The 20,072-nt window shown below is 59.0% G+C and carries 18 protein-coding genes and 2 pseudogenes; 10 read left to right on the forward strand and 10 right to left on the reverse strand.

The annotated features are described in order from the left end of the window. Positions 1 to 1,064: 1,064 nt before the first annotated feature. From NKJ08_RS34065 to NKJ08_RS34080, 4 genes and pseudogenes are all read right to left on the reverse strand, one after another. A pseudogene (locus tag NKJ08_RS34065) lies at positions 1,065 to 1,489 on the reverse strand (D-amino-acid oxidase); the annotation flags it as partial. 213 nt (positions 1,490 to 1,702) lie between these two features. Further along, a pseudogene (locus NKJ08_RS34070) lies at positions 1,703 to 1,846 on the reverse strand (LacI family DNA-binding transcriptional regulator); the annotation flags it as partial. Between the two features lie 694 nt (positions 1,847 to 2,540). Beyond that, positions 2,541 to 3,497 carry an FAD-binding oxidoreductase gene (locus NKJ08_RS34075; protein ID WP_352531692.1) on the reverse strand — a complete coding sequence of 319 codons (957 nt, stop codon included), beginning with the start codon at positions 3,495 to 3,497 and terminating at the stop codon, positions 2,541 to 2,543. A 211-nt stretch (positions 3,498 to 3,708) separates the two neighbouring features. Further along, complete coding sequence (locus tag NKJ08_RS34080; protein WP_352531694.1) at positions 3,709 to 4,566, reverse strand: LysR family transcriptional regulator; 858 nt, start codon at positions 4,564 to 4,566, stop codon at positions 3,709 to 3,711. Between the two features lie 133 nt (positions 4,567 to 4,699). On the opposite strand from NKJ08_RS34080, the gene NKJ08_RS34085 reads away from it, so the two are divergent. From NKJ08_RS34085 to NKJ08_RS34115, 7 genes are all read left to right on the forward strand, one after another. Next, positions 4,700 to 5,782 carry an amidohydrolase family protein gene (locus NKJ08_RS34085; RefSeq protein WP_352483364.1) on the forward strand — a complete coding sequence of 361 codons (1,083 nt, stop codon included), beginning with the start codon at positions 4,700 to 4,702 and terminating at the stop codon, positions 5,780 to 5,782. A gap of 11 nt (positions 5,783 to 5,793) precedes the next feature. Continuing rightward, positions 5,794 to 6,147, forward strand: coding sequence for a Rieske (2Fe-2S) protein (locus NKJ08_RS34090; RefSeq protein WP_352531696.1), 354 nt, complete (start codon positions 5,794 to 5,796; stop codon positions 6,145 to 6,147). A 112-nt stretch (positions 6,148 to 6,259) separates the two neighbouring features. Next, positions 6,260 to 7,867: an ABC transporter substrate-binding protein gene (locus NKJ08_RS34095; protein ID WP_352531698.1), complete on the forward strand. Its 1,608-nt coding sequence runs from the start codon at positions 6,260 to 6,262 to the stop codon at positions 7,865 to 7,867. Positions 7,868 to 7,967: 100 nt separating this feature from the next. Further along, entirely contained in the window at positions 7,968 to 9,014 is a 1,047-nt protein-coding gene (locus NKJ08_RS34100; RefSeq protein ID WP_352531700.1) for an ABC transporter permease, read from the forward strand. Beyond that, positions 9,011 to 9,895 (forward strand): ABC transporter permease, encoded by an 885-nt coding sequence (locus NKJ08_RS34105; protein WP_352531702.1) that lies wholly within the window; start codon positions 9,011 to 9,013, stop codon positions 9,893 to 9,895. The genes NKJ08_RS34100 and NKJ08_RS34105 overlap by 4 nt, the downstream gene beginning before the upstream one ends. Next, positions 9,885 to 11,516 carry an ABC transporter ATP-binding protein gene (locus NKJ08_RS34110; protein WP_502906372.1) on the forward strand — a complete coding sequence of 544 codons (1,632 nt, stop codon included), beginning with the start codon at positions 9,885 to 9,887 and terminating at the stop codon, positions 11,514 to 11,516. Before NKJ08_RS34105 ends, NKJ08_RS34110 begins: the two co-directional genes overlap by 11 nt. Before the next feature lie 585 nt (positions 11,517 to 12,101). Further along, a complete protein-coding gene (locus NKJ08_RS34115) occupies positions 12,102 to 12,557 on the forward strand; it encodes a YybH family protein (protein WP_352780535.1) in 456 nt (151 codons plus the stop codon). A 113-nt stretch (positions 12,558 to 12,670) separates the two neighbouring features. On the opposite strand, the gene NKJ08_RS34120 is transcribed toward NKJ08_RS34115, so the two are convergent. The 6 genes from NKJ08_RS34120 to NKJ08_RS34145 all read right to left on the reverse strand — a co-directional run bounded on the left by NKJ08_RS34120 (position 12,671) and on the right by NKJ08_RS34145 (position 16,096). Next, positions 12,671 to 12,874, reverse strand: coding sequence for a hypothetical protein (locus NKJ08_RS34120; RefSeq protein WP_352780533.1), 204 nt, complete (start codon positions 12,872 to 12,874; stop codon positions 12,671 to 12,673). 93 nt (positions 12,875 to 12,967) lie between these two features. Continuing rightward, entirely contained in the window at positions 12,968 to 13,243 is a 276-nt protein-coding gene (locus NKJ08_RS34125) for a hypothetical protein (protein WP_502896233.1), read from the reverse strand. 755 nt (positions 13,244 to 13,998) lie between these two features. Then, positions 13,999 to 14,244, reverse strand: a complete 246-nt coding sequence (locus NKJ08_RS34130) for a DUF6074 family protein (RefSeq protein ID WP_352531710.1) — start codon at positions 14,242 to 14,244, stop codon at positions 13,999 to 14,001. 739 nt (positions 14,245 to 14,983) lie between these two features. Then, the gene (locus NKJ08_RS34135) at positions 14,984 to 15,217 is read right to left on the reverse strand and encodes a hypothetical protein (protein WP_352531712.1); all 234 of its coding nucleotides are present in this window, start codon (positions 15,215 to 15,217) and stop codon (positions 14,984 to 14,986) included. Positions 15,218 to 15,312: 95 nt separating this feature from the next. Next, positions 15,313 to 15,552 carry a hypothetical protein gene (locus NKJ08_RS34140; protein ID WP_352785512.1) on the reverse strand — a complete coding sequence of 80 codons (240 nt, stop codon included), beginning with the start codon at positions 15,550 to 15,552 and terminating at the stop codon, positions 15,313 to 15,315. A gap of 352 nt (positions 15,553 to 15,904) precedes the next feature. Continuing rightward, complete coding sequence (locus tag NKJ08_RS34145; protein WP_352531714.1) at positions 15,905 to 16,096, reverse strand: DUF3606 domain-containing protein; 192 nt, start codon at positions 16,094 to 16,096, stop codon at positions 15,905 to 15,907. 587 nt (positions 16,097 to 16,683) lie between these two features. On the opposite strand from NKJ08_RS34145, the gene NKJ08_RS34150 reads away from it, so the two are divergent. The 3 genes from NKJ08_RS34150 to NKJ08_RS34160 all read left to right on the forward strand — a co-directional run. Beyond that, a complete protein-coding gene (locus NKJ08_RS34150; protein ID WP_352531716.1) occupies positions 16,684 to 16,821 on the forward strand; it encodes a hypothetical protein in 138 nt (45 codons plus the stop codon). Positions 16,822 to 17,665: 844 nt separating this feature from the next. Further along, positions 17,666 to 19,663 (forward strand): conjugal transfer protein TraG, encoded by a 1,998-nt coding sequence (locus tag NKJ08_RS34155; RefSeq protein ID WP_352531718.1) that lies wholly within the window; start codon positions 17,666 to 17,668, stop codon positions 19,661 to 19,663. After that, a partial coding sequence (locus NKJ08_RS34160) for a CopG family transcriptional regulator (RefSeq protein ID WP_502906373.1) occupies positions 19,647 to 20,072 on the forward strand: 426 nt, incomplete at its 3' end. The genes NKJ08_RS34155 and NKJ08_RS34160, both read left to right, overlap by 17 nt.

The following is a 20,072-nucleotide window of genomic DNA, read 5'->3' on the forward strand; positions in this document are numbered from 1 at the left end:
ACTTAGGGCAAGGAGGCCGCCTCGACCCAATCGCAACTCGTCGCGGCGAAAAGAACGCCTGGCTTAATCACCGACTTCTTCAACACAATCGGTCATGTCACGACGATGCTCGTGCTGGCCCAGGTGTCTCTATAACTAAGTTCGAACACCAGAAGCTGACATTCCGCTAATGGCCCGATCAAGACGTTCGGCGCATTGCCGCTAAGCGTCCGCTTTGCTGCGCAATCCCGCCGTGTGCAGGTCTTTTCACTATGCGGCCGCCGAATCCATATGAGGACTTTGCAGGCCTAGTCGAGGGCAGAGCAATACGCTAGCTTCTCACTGACTTCGATCGGCTTCTCCGCGGTTTGCAGCCATCCCAGCAGGATCGCAGCTTCGGGAAACATGGGTGCTGGCGAGCATCATCGCGCCATGGCGTAGAAAAGGCGATGGCTCCCCGGCCGAACGAAACTGCGAACTCCGAGCTGCCGATTCCCCTCAGTACTACGCCAGAGCCCATTGTCAGGTTGCGGAAGCGTGATCGCGACCGCGCCGAGCGGATTCCGCTTGCCGGTGGCCCGAAGCCGACATTGAGGGAGCGGGCCGGCTCGCTGGCTGTTGAGAAGGGTGAAGTCCGGACAAAAGATCTGACCGACATCGGCGTTCCTCGCTGCTGCCTCGCCAGGATGTGCGAGGAAGGTTTGCTCATGAGGGCGGGCTATGGACTGTACCGCGCCGCAGGTCCCAAAGCAGCCTGATCGCACGATACGAACAGCTCTTGCGGGCGTAAGATGCGGACGAAAACCGAAGTAGCATTAGATAGGCTGGCGTACGAAAAGGCGGGGCTTGTATTTCTGATGCTCGCATTTGTAGACAGTGCTCGATTAGGGAGAGTCAGTCGCCGCCTTGGCCGACAATTGCAGATTGTCAAAACTCCACGCTCAACAAATGCCGGCACCATTGGCTGCGTGTCCGTGATTGAATCTTGGAGTGGCCACCGGAGGCACGCGTGGCTCCCAGGACATCAATCAACGGACGCCAGGGCGGGGCGCGACATTACGGCTGTCGGCCTTCAGATCGGCTTTTCAGCCGAAACGGTTCACGCGGAAGCTTGTAAGCATGGGGTGCGGGTTGCTGGAGGCGATCTCCCTCGCAAGCAACTCACCAGCGATGAGTCCGAACGTGGCGCCGCTGTGGCTGAAGGCCACGTATACGCCGGTGACAGCCTCGACGGCGCCAAGCACAGGCTCGCCATCGCCGGGGATCGGCTTCGGGCCGACGGCATAGCCGTTGAGTTGGAGCCGGGATTCCCATCGAGCACGGCACTGGCTTCGTCGAATAGCCTTAGGACGGCCGAGTCCAAGACCAGTGCGCCGTCGGGCGTTGGACGCACGGCCACGCGCGGCGTGTTCAGCACCGCGCGGAGAGCGATCTTGATCGGTCTGGTCTTTACGAGCAATGAGATCGGCGTGGCGTCGAGGAGATGAACGCCAATTTCGGCGATCGGAGCGGCGGCGGCGGAGCTTCTCTTGAAGAGGTTGATGGCCGCCACGTTACTTTTCGAGCACCGTGTCCTGGCGGCCCCCTTGTGGTGCTTGCGCAACTCCGCCTCGACGTCATGGGCAATGCGGGCGAAGAACGGATTCTGAATGTCGCCGGACACGAAGCCGACGAGAGGCAATTGCCCGCTGCGCAGCGCCTGGGCGACGCGGTTGGCCCGATAGCCCAACCTGTCGGCTGCCTCGATGACGCGAAGCGCAGTCTCGTCGCCGACATAGCCGTAGCTGTTGAGCGCCCGCGCAGCCGTCGCACGCGATACGTTTGCCGCGGCGGCAACGTCTTTCAGGGTGATCCCCTTCTGCGTCAAGACCTATCGATCCTCCGGCGACCTGGGCGGCATGCCGGGAGCATCCGGCCCAGCATTGCAGCCACCCTTGTGCCGCATATCGGTGCGTTCTCAAAGTACCAAGGCCGCTTGTGCACGTTCTTTCCGCAAATAGGATTTTAATCTTGTTGCCGGGCCGACCGGCGGGTCAAGTGCCTCTAGGCACGCAATCGTTCCGGCATCTCATAACCTGTACCCAAACATAGATGTTCGCCGTTCGTGGCCTTTCATTCAAAGCGAGATAGAAAGGGCAGGAGTGGACAAAAACCGCTCTCAGCGGGATCGAATATCGCACGATCAGCGAACATCGGTGGTTGCGTGTCCCCGCAACCACCGCGCTTATAAACCTCGGAGGGCTCTAGCGTCACCTTTGGGCTCGGACAGCATTACGAGTCGGGCAGACATCATTTGGTGCCGTAAGTCACTGGGTTCGCCACTGTATACGAGTACATGCGAAGGATCTGGCTGGGCTGACCACCACTTGCCCTTTGTCTTGGTTGCAAAGACAGCCGATTGGGCACTCATTTCCTAGTGATTGTGCACGAGACGATTTCGCTGGTGAAAGTGGTAGGCTGGACAACAGGTTCCGAAACGCTAACCACTTGCGGTCGCATTAGGATGGCTTGGTCGTGGAACGCAAAGGGGTGATCCGATTTCGTCCCGCGATGCGGTACAATCAGAGATCAAGCAAAACGTCGCCTTGTGGGCGGCTGCAGCACGCCAGTATGTAACCTGCCGATTTGTCCTCCAAGGTCAGCCCGCCTAGGTCATCCATGACGACTTCGCCGGACAGCTTGGCGATCCGGCACGTACCGCAAACTCCCTGCTGGCAGGCGGTGGGGACGTAGACGCCACATTGGCGCGCCGCTTCCAGCAGGGTCTCTCCGGGCGCGCAGTGATGCGCAATGCCGGAGCGGGCGAAGCGGACCGAAGACGAAATCTTTGAAGCCAATACTGAACGCGAACTGTTGCCGCCTCCGAAGCTCTCCTCATGATACTGTGAAGGGGCGAGGGCGATCGCGTCCAGGCAGCCGCGTGCCGCCTTCATGTAGGATTCCGGCCCACAGGCAAAGACGGTGCGGCTGTGGAGATCGGGAACCAGATTGAGGAGCATCTGACTGTTAATGCGTCCAGTTGGACCGGTCCAGGCTGGGTCTTCCTGACGGCAAATGCAAGTCACTTGAACATTGGGAAAGCGAGCAGCAAGTGCGTCCAGTTCGAGCCGAAAGATGATGTCGTCCGGCGTTCTCGCACTGTGAATGAAGTGGATATCCTGGTCGGCTGCGCGGTCGGTAAGTGCCCGCAGCATCGACATGACGGGAGTTATCCCGCTGCCACCTGAAAGGAAGAGGGACTTTCCATGCGGCAGATCGTCGAGATTGAACGAGCCGAGCGGCCCTTCGATCTCGATCCCATCGCCCGGCCTCAAATTGTCATGGAGCCAATTCGAAACGAGCCCGTCCGGCGTCCGTTTCACGGTGATCTGAAGGTCGAGCGGTCGCGTCGGTGGTGACGACACAGAGTAGGAGCGCGTCACCGCGGCACCGTCGATCCTCAGGTGCACCAGAACATACTGGCCAGCGCTGAAGCAGAACATCCGATCAGAAGCGGGTGTGAGAACGAATGTTTTCACATCGTGCGTTTCGTCGATCACGCGCCGGCAGAGCACAAGCTGCGGTGTGGTCTGTGCCCACTGCCGGTGACGCTTTGTTGGGACGAAGCCGGAGGCTCCTAAGGCCGCGTGTGCATTCATCATTCAACTCGGGTTTGAAGTCGAGCCAAGATGCCACTTCAAACCTCGCTGAACAGCCGCGCAATCCTACCTTTATGATCGGCAATTTCGATTAAACTTCCAGTGACATTACAGCCACCTGGAGAGCTCGGATGCCTTTGCGAATAATAGGTTCGTGTTTGCGACGCGCGAGTATCGCGGTGTGGACTGGCTGATGCAGCGTCGGCGCTCCCTCGACGAGGAACGATGGGAGTTCAGCAGTGAACCTGCGCGCATCGTCGCTGCGCATATAGCAGGTGCCGCCCGTTCGTCGGAGCATGATCTCCGCCAGAGTTTCCGATCCCGTCGAAAGCCGACAGATCGCCAACTCGGCCAGCAGCTCTGCGTGCGTCTTTTCCAGCACGGCGGTGTAGCCCGGGCGAATGTAGGTTTCAGGGTCGACGTCGGACAGCGTTCTGGCGGTCGTCGAAACCATCACATATTCCTCGACCATCAGATGTTCGTAGGCGATCTCAGGCAGGTAGCGAGGCGCATAAAGCACGGCGATATCCAGATTTCCCATGCTTAGGTCGCTGACCATCTGGTTCGAATAATCCGACTCGACATGGATCGAGGATTTTGGAAGGGCCTGGCACAGTGTCTCGACCCATCCGGGCAGGACCGACCGGGTCATGCCTACCTGTGCGGCGATGCGCAAGGTGCCCTCGAAACGGTTGAACGCTCGCACATCGTGTCGAGCTTGCGACCAGGTTGACAGCAGGGATCTGGCGTAGGCTTCGAACCGCCGTCCGGCGGCTGTCGGCTCAGCACCGGCGCGCCCGCGCTGGAAGAGCTCGGACCCGATCGCGCTCTCCAGATTCTTGATCCGGGTGCTGATCGTCGACTGGGTCAACCCCAGCCGATCGGCGGTGCGATTGAAATTTCGCGACTCGATGATGTCGAGAAAGGTTTCGATGTGATCTAGCTGCACGTGACCTCCAATCGAAAAAGTCGATCATATTGCGCTGGATCATAAGCTTGATCAAACAATACTCAAGGCGGAAGCTGCATGGGAGAATTCGGCCGGCAGCATCGACCAGGCTGAAGCTACGGAGCTGAGCAACGTGTTCATAGTCGACTGCGATTGTCACAATTACTGGTCAAGCGCCACCGTATTGGAGCCTTACCTTTCCGGCCTATGGAAGGACATGTTCGTCGAAGGCGAGAAGACAGGTCCCGTTGGCGCCTTCCCGCATGGCCATCGTCCCTGGTTTCATCCGCAGGACTTCTCCCGCAAGGACGTCCGTCCGAAAACGGAAGCCGACAACTATCTCATCATGAAAGAGAAGCACCTCGACAAGTACAAGGTCGATGTGGCGATCCTGACCGGCGATGAGCCGATCGAGGCTTCCACCCTCGCCAATCCCTATTATGCCAGCGCCCTCGTCAGCGCCTACAATGACTACCAGATCGACCAGTGGCTGCCGAAGGACGATCGCTTCATGGGCTCGATCATCATTGCGCCACAGGATCCGAAGCTCGCGGCCGCCGAGATACGCCGCTTGGGCAATCATCCCCGGATGGTTCAGGTTCTTGCCTCGCAAGGCTCCGTCAAGCCGTATGGCGACCCGTTTTACCACCCGATCTATGAAGCATGCGCCGAAGTGGGGCTGCCCTTTGCCATTCATCTGGGCGGCCATGGCGGCGTGAATTCGACCGCGATTGCTCCTGCCCCGACGACGTTCTTCTGGGAGACGCACGCCATCCTGCACATGTCGGCGATTTCACATGTCGCAAGCATGATTGCGCATGGCGTGTTCGAAAAATGGCCGGACCTCTACTTCGTCATCATCGAATGCGGCGTGGCCTGGGTGCCGTCGGTATTGTGGCGCCTGGATGCGGATTACAAAGCGCTGCGCAAAGAGACGCCATGGCTGAAGATGCTGCCGTCGGAATATTGCCGGCGCAACATCCGCTTTTCCACGCAGCCGCTGGAGCAGCCCGCAAACATTCAGCATCTCTGGTCCACTCTCGAAGCGATGGACGGGGAAAATACGCTGATGTTTGCCTCCGATTATCCGCATTGGGATTACGACGACGCCAACACGCTGCAAATCCCTCCCGCCTGGAAGAGCAAGATCATGGGGCTGAATGCGCTGGAGGTCTACAAACGCATCCCCCGCGCGCAAGCGGCGAATGCCGCCTGAGGAAGCAGACGATGCCCGAGAAGACATATATCTGCCGTGTCGACGAGATCGAAACCGGATCTGCCTTCATCGCCAAGATCCGCAGCCTTTCGGTCGGGGTTTTCCGCATCGGAGATTCATTCCACGCGCTGCTGAACGTTTGTCCGCACCGCGGCGCTCCGCTTTGCGAGGGACCGCAATGCGGAACAACGGCACCGGTTGAACAGGCGCAATTCATCTACCATCGCGAAAACGAGATTGTGCGGTGCGCCTGGCATGGCTGGGAATTCGATATCAAATCAGGCGCGGCTTTGGTCGATCCGTCCGTTCGAGCGCGCACATTTCCAGTCACCGTCGAGGCAGGGAGCATCTATGTGACGGCCTGATTGAGGTATGGATTTGAGGAGCTAGAAGAAAAGGTGATCGCGGCTAATGAGCAGATTTCTTCACAGGTGATTGACGAACAATAACGCGGAAAATCCGCAATGGGAGAGTCAAATGTCAGAGTCTGAATACAAGCTTAGTATCGCTCAAAGCCTGATTGGTCGCGACAAGGTTTCTCGTCGCGACTTCATTCATCTTGGGCTGGCCACGGGGCTGACCGTCGCCGCTGCGGACAAGCTCTTCGTCAGCACGGCACGGGCCGAACCGCTGCAGGGCGGCTTCGCCAAGCTCGGCATGGCACATGGCGCAACAACGGATTCGATCGATCCGGCCGGCTACCCGGATACGTTCACACAAACCGCGTTCTCGGGCTCGATGTCCAACAGCCTCACCGAGGTCGACGCGAAAGGCAACGTCCAACCGGACCTGGCCGAGAGCTTTGAATCATCGGACGGGGCCAAAACCTGGGCCTTCAAGCTGCGCAAGGGCGCAACCTTCCACAACGGCAAGAATGTAACGGCGGACGACGTCGTGGCTTCGCTGCGCTATCATATGGGCGACGAAACCAAATCGGCGGCGAAGCCGCTGCTTGAGCCCGTCGCGAGCATCAAGGCGGATGGCCCGGAAACGGTTGTCTTCACGCTGAAAAGCGGCAACGCCGATTTCCCCTACATCATGAGTGACTACCATCTGGTCATCATGCCGGCCAAGGACGGCAAGGCGGATTGGGGATCGGGCGTTCGCACCGGTGCTTTCGTGCTTGAGAATTTCCAGCCCGGAGTTTCGGCAAAACTCAAGCGCAATCCGAACTACTTCAAGAACGGCAAACCCTATCTCGACGAGGTGGAGTTCATCGCCATCACCGATCTCGCCGCTCGCATGGCCGCGTTATCGACAGGCGAGGTGGACTATATTGGCCGCGCCGACCTCAAGACCCTAGGCATGTTGAAACGCAATCCCAAGGTGGAGATCGTAGAGGTCACCGGCTATGGCCACTATACCTTGCCGATGAATGTCACGGTGGCGCCGTTCGACAATCCAGACGTCCGAATGGCTTTGAAATGGGCGATCAACCGTCAGGAGATCGTCGACAAGATCTTTCTCGGCCACGCCACTGTGGCCAACGACAACCCGATCGCGCCGGCGATCAAATTCGCTACGAATCCGCAGCCGCAACACAGTTTTGATCCCGAAAAAGCCAAGCACTATCTGAAAAAGGCCGGAATGGAAAAGCTGAAGGTGGACCTCTCGGTCGCCGATGCCGCTTTTGCAGGCGCTGTGGACGCGGCTGCCCTCATCCGCGAGACGGCAGCCCAGTGCGGCATCGACGTAAACGTCGTGCGTGAGGCTGAGGACGCCTATTGGGACAATGTCTGGCTCAAGAAACCTTGGTGCGCTTCCTATTGGAGCGGTCGCGCGACGGCCGACTGGATGTTCACGCAAGCCTTCGCCGCGGACTCCAGCTGGAACGAATCGTTCTGGAAAAATCCCCGCTTCAACGAGTTGCTTGTCCAGGCGCGCGCCGAGACGGACGAGGCCAAGCGGGCGGCAATGTATGCCGAGATGCAGCAACTGACCCATGACGATGGCGGCAGCATCGTGCTGGTCTTCAACAATTTTGTCAGCGCCAAATCCAGCAAGCTCGCACATGGCGAGGTGGCGCCGAACTGGGAGAACGATGGACTGAAGATGGCCGAACGCTGGTGGATCGCCACTGCGTGAGAGTGCGGGCCGGACCCGCGATGGCTATTAGGCTCCGGCTTGCAACCGCGTGCCCTGACTGGTGTGGCAGGGCGGCGGCAGCAACGAGAAAAGCATACCCATGAACCCCGTCGCAAGAACGGTTCTGCAGCGCCTTGGCCTCGGCCTGGTCACGCTGTTCATCGTGTCCATCATTATCTTCTCTGCGATTGCAATGCTGCCGGGCGACTTCGCCAAGGCGATGCTCGGGCAATCCGCGACACCCGAAACGGTCGCCGCCTTCCAGCGAGAAATTGGCATCGACCGTCCGCCTGTCGAGCGCTACTTCGTCTGGGTCGGGCAGATGCTCCACGGTGATTTCGGCTCTTCGTTCGCGAGCCGCACCGGGTACCGGCGCACCGTGGCCGAGATCATCGCGCCACGCCTCTACAATACGATGTTCCTTGCATCGATGACCGCGCTGATAGCAGTTCCGCTGGCCCTGGGACTGGGCATCCTCGCTGCGCTCTACCGCAATGGCTGGTTCGACCGGCTGGTGAACGCAGTGACGCTGACAACCATTTCGTTCCCGGAGTTTTTTGTCGCCTATATGCTTGCCTACCTCGTCATCTCGCGCGACACGTTCATCGGATCCGAGTTCGCACAATCCCTGCCGCACTGGCTTGCGGTCTCACTGAACTGGATACTCAACGCAGTTCCCAAGTTCCCGACATTGTCGAATGTGAACGACCAGACGCCGTTTTGGGAGCATGTCTGGAGAGTAGCCTTGCCGGCGATCACGCTTACGCTCGTCATCGTTGCCCACATGATGAGAATGACACGAGCGGCGATCATCAACATGCTGGCAAGCCCCTATATCGACATGGCGCGTCTCAAGGGAATGTCGCCCATGGCAATTGTACTCAGGCATGCCTTGCCCAACGCATGGGCTCCGATCGTCACGGTGGTGGCGTTCAATCTTGCTTATCTCGTCGTCGGAGTGGTCGTGGTCGAGGTCGTGTTCGTCTATCCGGGCATTGGTCAGCTGATGGTTGATGCGGTGAAATCCAGGGATGTTCCGGTTGTCCAGGCCTGCGCCCTGATTTTCGCCGCGACCTACATCCTGCTCAATCTGACCGCCGACATCATTTCGATCGCCACCAATCCAAGGCTCTTGCATCCACGATGACCAGCTACGAACCCATCGCTCAGGTTCACAGGCTGAGGCGCTCGCGCACCACCCGGGCGAAGACGGCGCTGAAGAAGGCACCCTTCAGTGCATGGTTCGGCATCCTCGTGATCCTCGGCTATGTCATCGTTGCGGTGTTCGCGCACTGGATAGCCCCATACGGCGAAACGCAGGTCTTCAGCGAAGCCTTCGCACCGTGGAGCCAGCAGTTCAAATTGGGAACCGACCAGCTCGGCCGCGATATGCTCACACGCTTGATCTACGGAGCGCGCAACACCATCGGTATCGCGGTCGCCACCACATTGCTGTCCTTCGCGGTTGGCGTCTCGCTCGGCCTTCTTGCCGCATTGTACAGGGGATGGCTCGACCAGATACTGTCGCGTGCCGTGGATGTGTTGATGTCGATCCCAAGTCTGATCTTCGCTCTGGTGCTGCTCTCGATCTTCGGCTCGTCGATCACCAGCCTGATCATCATCATCGCGCTGCTCGATTCCACGCGCGTGTTTCGGCTATCACGTGCCGTCGGGCTTAACGTGGCCGTGATGGAATATGTCGAGGTGGCGCGATTGCGCGGCGAAGGCCCGAAATGGATCATCGCCAAGGAAATCCTTCCCAATGTCATGCCGCCGCTGGTCGCGGAGTTCGGCTTGCGATTTTGCTTCGTATTCCTCACGATCGCGGCACTGTCCTTCCTGGGTGTTGGTATTCAGCCGCCGACCGCTGATTGGGGGTCGATGGTGCGCGAGAATGCGACCCTGATCACCTACGGCGATGTTACGCCGCTGCTGCCGGCCGGCGCCATCGCCCTCCTCACGGTGTCCGTGAATTTCGTAGTGGACTGGTTCCTGCACGCAACCAGCGGGTTGCGCGATGAGAAATAGCGGTCCCGGCTTGCGCGAAAAAGGCAAGGATCTACTTCAGATCCGCAATCTGCATGTGGAAGGTTTCTCGGACGAGCGGTGGCATCCCATTGTCCGCGGGGTCGATCTGGCGCTGAAGCGGGGGGAGGTTCTGGGCCTGATCGGCGAGTCTGGCGCCGGCAAATCCACCATTGGCCTTGCGGCGATGGGTTACGCCAAGCCGGGCTGCCGTATCACACAGGGCTCGATCCTGTTCGACGGGATCGATCTTCTGGCACTCAACGAGACAGGGCGCCGCCGCCTCAGAGGCTCCCGCATTGCCTATGTCGCGCAAAGCGCAGCGGCCTCTTTCAATCCGGCCCACCGACTCCTCGACCAGACTGTTGAAACTGTAGTGGCGCATGGGATTGCCAGCCGCGAGAAAGCGAACCGGAGTGCGGTCGATCTTTATCGGCGTCTTCAGCTTCCAGATCCGGAGACCATCGGCTTCCGCTATCCTCATCAGGTTTCCGGCGGACAATTGCAACGCGCAATGACCGCGATGGCGATGGCTTGTCATCCGGACCTCATCGTCTTCGACGAGCCAACGACGGCACTCGATGTGACGACGCAGGTCGAAGTTCTCGCCGCCATTCGCAACATCGTGCAGGAATTCAACACGGCTGCAATCTATGTGACGCATGATCTGGCGGTGGTGGCGCAAATGGCGGACCGCATCATGGTTTTGCGTCATGGACTTACCGTGGAGGAGGCTGAAACACGCCAGATGCTCGCCTCGCCCAGCCAGGAATATACCAAAACGCTCTGGGCCGTGCGCAAGCTCGCCAAGCCCGAAGTTCCGGCCGATGAATATCTGCTTACGATAGACAACATCACCGCGGCTTACGCCCGGACGGTCCAGGTGCTCCAGGATGTCTCCATCAAAGTTCCACGGGGAAGAACAGTGGCTGTGGTGGGCGAGTCCGGTTCCGGGAAATCGACGCTCGCTCGCGTCGTTACCGGCCTGTTGCCGCCGCTTTCGGGGTCGATTTGCTTTGCCGGCCAGGCCCTTTCCAAGACCCTTAAGACGCGCCCAAAAGAGATTCTGCGCCGCATACAGATGATTTATCAAATGCCCGACAACGCCCTAAATCCGCGCCAGACAGTCGAAGAAGTCGTAGCTCGGCCGCTTGAATTCTACCGTGGCCTCAAGGGTGCGCAGCGGGATCGGCGGATCGGCGAACTCATGCACATGGTCGAGATGAGCGAAACTTACCTGGACCGTCTGCCGGCCGAGCTCTCGGGGGGCCAGAAGCAGCGCGTTTGCATCGCCCGAGCGTTGGCCGCCGATCCGGAACTCATCATCTGCGACGAAATCACGTCTGCGCTCGACCAGATTGTGCAGGAGGAAATCCTGAAGCTCTTAATGCGGCTTCAGCGCGAGCTCGGCATGAGCTACATTTTCATCACCCATGACATTGCCACCGTGCGAGCGATCGCCGACCAAATTGTGGTCATGCACCAGGGGAAAGTCGTCGAGCAGGGATTGAAGAGCGAAATTCTGACGCCGCCGCATGCCCCCTATACCGAACGGCTTTTATCCTCCGTGCCAGAAATGGATCCGGACTGGCTCACAAGGCTGCTGGCCAGCCGGAGGATATGATCGTCGGGCAGAGCATCGCGTGTCTTCCATATCGCCACGATTTTACAGCTTCGCGGTCGGCCGTACGCAACAATGCGGGAAAATTGACGGTTCTCGCCGCACAAATCAATTGATTGGCGAGATGAACGCGAGCACGGCACTAAGCCAGGTTCATCAAGACCTTTATGACCGCCGATGCATGACTCTGTCATATGTCGACGACATTCAAGATATATGTGATTGGCCCGCCACGCATGAAAACGATGCCCAGCGGCGCCGACAGAATACTTTTCAGCATGCTGCCCCTTCCAAAGGTAGTCGGTCACCTTCAGTGGCAGTGATTGGGTCGCAGCAAAGCATCATTGCGGCGCCAGCACAACCGCTCTGCCAGGATCCTCGCCCCCGCTTCCCCAATTTCTACAGCGGCGCCGAAACGCTCGCTGGTGAGGCTGTGCGCGCCGGTCCCGGCTGCGCCGCTGCGCTTGCGCCATCATATCAGATAAGCCTAATGTAAATCATGATCCGATCATTGAGCGGACGCGGCGGCGCACTCGGGTTGGGGCTATTCATCCGGCGAATATGTCGAACACGCAAAGGGAGGACGAGATGAGACTGGTTAAGTCATTTGCTTTTGCTGCTGTGCTGCTTCTTTCGTCTGCGTTGTCTGCGGCCGCCCAGTCGGCTCGCGAGGACATCGAAGCGGCGCTGACGAAATTCACGGACGCCTTCAACAGCGGAAATGCGGCGGCGGTGGGTCAAATGTATACCGAGGATGCCGCCGTGCTGCCGCCCGACGGCAAGCGCGTTGATGGCCGCAAGGGCGTGGAAGAATTCTGGCAGGGTGCGATCAAAGGCGGGATGAAGAATCTCACCCTGAAGTCGCTGGAAGTGGAAGAGAGGGCGAACCTCGCCTACGAAGTTGGCGCATTTACGCTCGATGTGCCGAGCAAAGGCGGTGCCCTCTCCACCGTTGCGGGCAAGTATCTCGTCGTCTGGAAAAAGGGCGACGACGGGACATGGCGCCTGCATCGGGACATCTGGAACTTAGGTGCGGCCCAATAGGGATTGATATCCGGGCCCTCATCGACCGTCTTTGCGAAGGCTAGGGCGGCTCTATTGACCGGGATCTGGTGCCCTATTGCCAGCGCTGTTGATAGGCAAAACGATGGGACCGGCTAACCGCGCGGTTTGGCTTTCGGGTCTGGCGCGCTTTCCAATGGATTTGCCGCCAATTTGGCGGATCGCCGATCGCTTACCAAGAGGGACTTCTTTTTTCTGGCCGGCAGCTCATTGCGATCGCCATCCACGGTCGCTCGCGCCTTCTCAGCAATCGCATAGTCGGCTCTGTTTGTCCGATAGTCTTCTTTTTGCCTAGACATGTTGCTTTCTTACCGAAGATTAACGCGGCATAGCGCCAAGCAGTTCCGAAGATAGCAGTACGAACGGACACGGAGATGGCGGGGTATGATAACTTAGTCCACCCTGTCGCGCAGTGGCTTCTTGCGCTTCTGCGGGCGGTATTTCTCGACCAGCCCGACCTTGTCGGTGTCGACTGTCACCGGCGGTCCAAGGTCGATCGTCACCTTCTCGTCATCGATCCGGGTGACCTCACCACTCAGTTCAATTTGCTGGCCGCGATTCACCTTCGTGCGATCGACGATCGAGTGCGGGGAGCCATAGCTCGGAATCGAGACGCTTACGCGGTCCTCTGTGACCCGCCTCCGTACAGTCGCGGTGATTGCGACCACGTCACCAATTCCAATTCCCCGCTTCATGAAATGAGCGTGTACGGCCTTAATCAAGGGGTTGCTAATGTGCGAGACAGCGCGCTTCGCTCCAGCGGGTATGGCCCAGCGGCTTGGTTGCGGGAGGGACTGGCAGCTAGAGGCCGCTGGGCCTTGACCACCAGCGAGCTTAAGAGGAGGCGCTGTGCTGGCTGACCAAAAACTTGCGCTCAGGGCAACGGAAAAGCATCATTCGAACGAACACTGCCGCCGGAAGCTTATTCCAGCCGATAGAGCCACCATGGAACGCAAGCCCAGCAAACCGGATTCACCAAACATCGCAGCAGGACCTGCGCTTGCCCGTCCATGGCCGCGCTAGTCCTTCGGCATTCAGGATTGCGCCGACGCGGAGCAGCCAGCCGACCCATTATAGACCGCGACGGACGATGATTACGGCCAGCGCGGCGATGGGCAGCGAGCGTAACGATTGGCGTAAGTGGCATGTTTCACGATCTCAATTGATTGGCTCTGCCAGGTTTCCAGCTGGCTGCCACCGGGCGCGTTCCAGCTGGAGTAGACAATGAAATATTCGAACTGGCTTTTTGGGCGGGAGCCGCGCTAGTTGCCTGCCTTTTGCCGAAACTGGCTCGGGCGAGCCAGTGACGGATGAGCATATTGCAATAAGGGGTTGAGAAACCTAGCATGACGGCAGCAGTGCTGGTAACCCGTGCGAAGCCTAGTCGAGTCTGCAAGCGGCAATCATTCGTCGTGAGTCGACGCTAGCGTGTGCGTTTCGCAGCACTCCGGCTGGCTATCTCGCCTAAGACGGCATGAAGAAGCGCTCCAACTTCCTGTTCGGCGCGCCCGGGTGCAATTCCTGATTCGGACAACTGAACGAGAATTGTCTTGGCGGTGCTGCGCCAGAACGCATTCGCATCCTCCCCGTTCTTGGATTCCAGCGCGCGGGCAATTCCCTCGACCAACTTCCGCCGCCGATACAGCGGAAACGCGCTTATGTTTGACACCGATCACCTCACCCATTCAGTCTCGCGATTAAGTATTGGCGGGTTAGAAAATCTGGTTAACGGCGTATTCTTTTTGGCAGGTGAGCATGTAGTAAGAGTTCTGTGGGGTCGGTGAACGGTGCCGCGACTAGCCAATGAGCGCGATGGCTTGGGCGCAAACTGTCGGGCAGGAATGGGTTAGAGCGGACATTGGCCGCTGTCCGCTCTTCAGTAAAACAGCCGTAGAAAGCTGCCTGGCTCACGACTTGAACTGGCTAGGATTGTCGATGACGGCGGAGCCGTTTCTCGAGCCCCTGACAGGCGCTGGCCAAGCCGAAGAGGCTGCCGGTTCCGGCGTCGTTGAAGACAATGTTTCCGCGTTCCCGTCTGGTCGAATGAGGCGTCCGTAAGAGGCGCGACCGTCGACGAAACTCAAGCTCTGCCAAAGCAGTACCCGTTTGCATTTGAGAGGAACTGCCGTTCTTTTGAAACCCTTAATCGTGGCGAGAGTTCGGCTCTGCACGACAGCGTTTAGTCTTCGCCAAAACGCGCGAACTTAAGGGCGAAGGCGGAAGCTAGTATAACCGCTTACGCCCGTGCAGCCATTAAGCCACACGATGGTCCAAGGTTTGAATATGGCAGTCACTTTGCCGGCTTTTTGTCTCATAGCGTCCTCGCCTTCTCCGCCATCTTCAACATGCTCAACGGCGCCCTCAGACTGGTCGGCTTCCAGTTCGCGGGCTGCGATCTCACCGCCGGCTCATATGCCGTGCTTCGCCTCGAGCAGCGCTCTGCCGGCCTTGATGCACTCGACCGCTTCCAGCATCGCGGCCGACACTCTCGCGGCCGGAAAAATCTCGACAATGCTCCCCATCGATTCCAGATCGAAGACGACGTCCTCAGAGCCGGTGTCATTGGCTGGCGTTCCGGAATAGCCGATGTCGTCACGATAGCTTTGATCGTCGCTGCTGCGCGACGGAGCAAGCCGGCACACGCCGGCATCGTCAGCCGATCGACTTCATTGGCCCCGCGCAGCAGTTCGGAAATGAACAGGTCGACCGGCCTGAGCGCCACGCCTGTCTCTCCGAACTATAGATTGGCAGCTGGGGAATTTTTGGGACAAAGAATGAGCTTGCGTTTCGATCTGACGAGCTCGAGCAGATCGGCCTCGTCCAGGCCAGCCTCTTGAAAGGCAGCCAATATTCGCATTGCGAGCGTCTCGCCGTCCAAGGACGAGCGGGCGATATCCTCGTCACTGCAAACCTGGTCGAAAACGCGTTGGCAAAGATCCAGATCGGACGGGTATAAACCGGCTTGTTTGAAAGGCATTTTGGAACCCCCAAGCTTCGGAAGGGCCGTCACTGGTGATCAAAATTAGCGCCCGTCGCGATGCACGAGGCAACGGTATGTAAAAGGCGGACATTTGCAATGATTGTCCGCATTAGCGCCCGTCGCGATGCACGAGGCAACGGTATGTAAAAGGCGGACATTTGCAATGATTGTCCGCCCCAACCGGCTACGAAAATTGTCCCCAACTGGCGGTTGGTAGACGCCAAGCAGCCGCGCAGGTATCGTTTTGTTATGATCGGCCGCACCGGGCACAGCCCACCCCAGCGCCCACGCCCCCGTGCTCGGCGCAACGCTCGATCGACCCGTCGTGCTGTAGAGTGCGGCGGGTTTTTCAATGCCGATCGCGCAGCTCTTTGACTGCCTTGGTGAGGGTCAGACGGTCGTTGCCGTTCTTTTTGATCAGCTTGCTGACCTGGCTCGGCGACACGCCATTTTCCCGCGCGAAATGTTCCACCTCATAAAACGCATCGACCGACAGGCGGCCTCGGTCGAACAAGTCTCGATTGCTCTTGTTCTGGTCCATTTCCGTTTTCCTAATCACTCGACATCCCACGCAGCTGCAAATGAGGATCCGCCCGCCAATCGAGGAATGGCGTACGCATCCTATCAGCGCAGGAAGGGACATTTCTGCGCAGATACAAATTCGGGGCTGTTGGAGCGTCATTTCTGGCTAACGAGTATCAGCTAGCGATTATTCCTATCACCAAGAAGGTGATGGAGACCGCGAAAACTGGTGCACGTCGTCGACAACCGGACCGTTGTCGTTGATCCAGGCACACGCAAGATCGTCAAAGTCATCCAGTGACCTGAACGACTTGGGAAGGAGGAGCCCGCCGTTTCCAAGTTAAGCGGCGGGGCGAAGCGTGTTTGATAGGTTCTTGGGCGGCAATCGATTTATAGATCTGCGAGCACCAGGCCTTGGGCATGCTTAATCAACCCGCCGTGCTCATGGGCACGGCGGGTGTTTCAGATGGAGGAGGGTTAGAACACGTGTTAATTTATAATAGCTTTGCCGCAACGGGAGGCGACCAAATCATGGACAAAAGGGTCGAGGGAGACTCGGAGAAACTGGCGCGGGGCGCATCCGAGCTCAGAGTCGAACGGTAGGGCGTGAACGCCTTCCTTCTCGTTGTCGAACTTTTAAACCTTCTGGAAAAGCGCGGAACCATCAGCAGCGACGACGTCGCGAAAATTGCCGATGCCGCAGCACTGGCTGTTGCCGCATCCAGTCAACATGAGCAGCATTAGCAAAGGCTGGGAAAGCGTTCGCGATGGCGTTGCCGGCGACCAAGGTTGGGCGCAGCGGTTTGCTGACCTGGTGGCGCGCCAAGCCTAAGGTGCGCGCGTCAAATCGCCTGGAACAGGGAGCCTGGACGGAGGCGCGGTGGGTAGCAGGCCGACATATCTCGAAGCGCAGCTGCGTTGAGCGATCGGTGGGCGGCTGGCGGTCGCCGCCGACGGATTAGCGAGTCTCAATTTGGTCCGGGGCTGCCGACTCGCTTTGCATCGTCACGTTCGTGCGGGGGGCGCTGGCTTGCACGCAATCAGACCACAGCGCTGGAATGTTTGGGGGACACGACGCCGAAGCGGAGCTAAACCCAACACACGGATTCGTTCCCGATAACGTCGCGCTTTGGCGCAGTTGCCGCACTCTCCTTCGAGAACCAGCGACGGTTCTGCAGCCGGCTTTCGTCGACAAATAGCCACCGCAGCCGCGATCATCTTGCAAATTGCGGATCTTATGCGCGGCTGCCCGTGATCAGGTCGTCGGCAGACAGTGCGATCGGGCGCAAGAGATCGAGCGGCTCTGGGGCCGGACGTTCCAAATGCCAGGTGTGTCGGACCCCTTTCCCATTCGAGGCGCAAGCGGGATAGTTGTGCAAATCTGCGATTTAGTTGATCTCCTTGACGACCACCACAATGAGAACAGTCACGATTTGTTCCAAGGTGGCGCGCAGAAGTCTCGGACCGAATTCTGCAAGTCTTTCGATCTCAGAGTACGTCCTGCCGCTTTTGACAACTCCTCCCCCTTGCAGATCTCGACACTCGGTCTTTCTTCTTGTTCGGGTCATTCAGATCGGAGAAACGACAAGTGCCGGCTACCAAGATTTTGTGGGGACAGGTCCTCACCGCCCTTGGGTTCGTCCTCGTGACGATATGGGCAGCGACACAATGGACGGCATGGCGGCTCGGCTTTCAGAGCCAACTCGGTCCGTCCTGGTTCGAACTGGCGGGACAGCCCATTTATCCCCCGCCGGCATTCTTCTGGTGGTGGTTTTTCTATGATGCCTACGCGCCGAAGGTCTTCGTTGAGGGCGCGGCGATTGCGGCAAGCGGCAGCCTGATGGCGATCGCCACCGCGATCGGGATGTCGGTGTGGCGCGCGCGCGAGGCAAAGGACTCCGCCACCTATGGCTCGGCACGCTGGGCGACGCGAGACGAAATCAGAGCCGCAGGCATAGTCGGTCCGGATGGCGTGGTGCTCGGCAAATTTGACCGTGCCTATCTACGCCATGACGGTCCGGAACACGTGCTGTGTTTTGCGCCGACCCGAAGCGGCAAGGGCGTTGGCTTGGTCGTGCCGTCGCTGCTGACCTGGCCGGGTTCGGCAATTGTCCACGACATCAAAGGCGAAAACTGGGAACTGACGGCCGGATGGCGAGCACGTTTCGGCCGGGTGCTTCTGTTCGATCCGACCAATGCCACATCCGCCGCCTATAACCCTCTGCTGGAGGTGCGACGAGGCGAGCGGGAAGTTCGAGATGTGCAGAACGTGGCAGATGTCCTGGTCGACCCGGAAGGCACATTGGAACGCCGCAACCACTGGGAGAAGACCAGCCATGCGCTGCTGGTCGGCGCCATACTGCATGTGCTCTATGCGGAGAAAGACAAGACCCTTGCCGGCGTGGCAAACTTCCTCTCCGATCCACAGAGGCCAATCGAGACGACGTTGCGCGCCATGATGTTGACCCGGCATTTGGGCGATGCCGGCCCGCACCCGGTCGTGGCGTCGGCTGCCCGAGAACTGCTCAACAAATCCGAAAACGAGCGCTCCGGCGTGCTCTCGACGGCCATGAGCTTTCTTGGTCTGTACCGGGATCCGGTTGTGGACAAAGTGACGTCATGCTGCGAGTGGCGGATCGCCGACCTTGTCGAGGAGACACGGCCGACGACGCTCTATTTGGTCGTGCCGCCATCGGATATCAGTCGCACAAAGCCTCTCATCCGCCTTGTGCTCAACCAGATCGGCCGCAGGCTGACGGAAGATCTCCATGCGAAGGATCACCGACAGCGTCTCTTGATGATGCTCGACGAGTTCCCGGCGCTCGGCCGGCTCGATTTCTTCGAAAGCGCGCTGGCCTTCATGGCCGGCTATGGCATCAAATCGTTCCTGATCGCGCAGTCGCTCAATCAGATCGAGAAGGCCTATGGACCGAACAACTCCATCCTCGACAATTGTCATGTGCGGGTGAGCTTCGCCACCAATGACGAGCGGACAGCCAAGCGCGTCTCAGACTCTCTGGGGACTGCGACCGAGTTGCGCGCCATGAAAAACTATGCGGGGCACAGATTGTCGCCCTGGCTCGGGCACCTGATGGTGTCGCGGCAGGAAACGGCGCGTGCGCTGATGACGCCGGGCGAGATCATGCAGCTTCCGCCGACCGATGCCATCATCATGATCTCTGGCCAGTTCCCAATCCGAGCGAAGAAAGCACGCTACTTCGCCGATCCGCGCCTGGCCGAGCGTGTCCTGCCACCACCGAAAGCCGGAGCGACCATGCCAACCGCGCACTCTGACGACTGGACCGGAACGACGGTCCTTGCTGAGCCGGAAGGCAATCCTCAAAAATCGTGGCGCGTCAAGGATCAGCAGGACGAGGATCCGGCCAATAGCGGCATCCGTCGCCAGCCCGAGCTTCCCGAACACGAGGACATCGCACCCAAGCGAACAACACAGCGCGACGACGAGTTCGACGTCGACAGGGACGAGCCCGACGATGACGCCGGCCGTCGTCGCAGTGTCGATCAAGCTATGAGACGCGCTGCACGCCAGGCCGCCCTTGACCCCACTGATGGCATTGAGCTTTGAGCGCATGAAGAACGCGAAGAAAAAACGTCTGTCTGCCTATCTTGATCCTGACGTGATGAACGGACTGGCCGATTACGCTGGGCGGCGCGAGGTCTCGCTGTCACTGGTCGCCGAGGCTGCGCTCGCATCGTTTCTGTCGCCGGAAGCCGAAGAGCGGAAGCAAGCGGCGATAACTCGCCGCCTCGACCAGATCGATCGACGCGTGCAGCGTGTCGAGCGTGACGTCGGAATTGCTATTGAGACGCTAGCATTGTTCGTCCGGTTTTGGCTCAACTCGACCCCAGCCTTGCCGGAATCCGCTCAGGCCGAAGCCCGCGCGAAGGGTTTGCAGCGTTATGACAATTTCGTCGATGCACTCGGTCGCCGGCTCAGCAAAGGACCAAGGCTGAGGCAAGAAATAGCCGGCGAT

Origin of the sequence: Mesorhizobium sp. M0244 (genome assembly GCF_040321795.1) — a bacterium.
Classification (GTDB): domain Bacteria; phylum Pseudomonadota; class Alphaproteobacteria; order Rhizobiales; family Rhizobiaceae; genus Mesorhizobium.

Coding starts and splice junctions, on each gene's coding strand:
- NKJ08_RS34120 (WP_352780533.1), bottom strand. CDS start 12,874: ATGTCTAGGCAAAAAGAAGACTATCGGACAAACAGAGCCGACTATGCG.
- NKJ08_RS34100 (WP_352531700.1), top strand. CDS start 7,968: ATGAACCCCGTCGCAAGAACGGTTCTGCAGCGCCTTGGCCTCGGCCTG.
- NKJ08_RS34145 (WP_352531714.1), bottom strand. CDS start 16,096: ATGGACCAGAACAAGAGCAATCGAGACTTGTTCGACCGAGGCCGCCTG.
- NKJ08_RS34095 (WP_352531698.1), top strand. CDS start 6,260: ATGTCAGAGTCTGAATACAAGCTTAGTATCGCTCAAAGCCTGATTGGT.
- NKJ08_RS34115 (WP_352780535.1), top strand. CDS start 12,102: ATGAGACTGGTTAAGTCATTTGCTTTTGCTGCTGTGCTGCTTCTTTCG.
- NKJ08_RS34140 (WP_352785512.1), bottom strand. CDS start 15,552: ATGCCTTTCAAACAAGCCGGTTTATACCCGTCCGATCTGGATCTTTGC.
- NKJ08_RS34110 (WP_502906372.1), top strand. CDS start 9,885: ATGAGAAATAGCGGTCCCGGCTTGCGCGAAAAAGGCAAGGATCTACTT.
- NKJ08_RS34105 (WP_352531702.1), top strand. CDS start 9,011: ATGACCAGCTACGAACCCATCGCTCAGGTTCACAGGCTGAGGCGCTCG.
- NKJ08_RS34090 (WP_352531696.1), top strand. CDS start 5,794: ATGCCCGAGAAGACATATATCTGCCGTGTCGACGAGATCGAAACCGGA.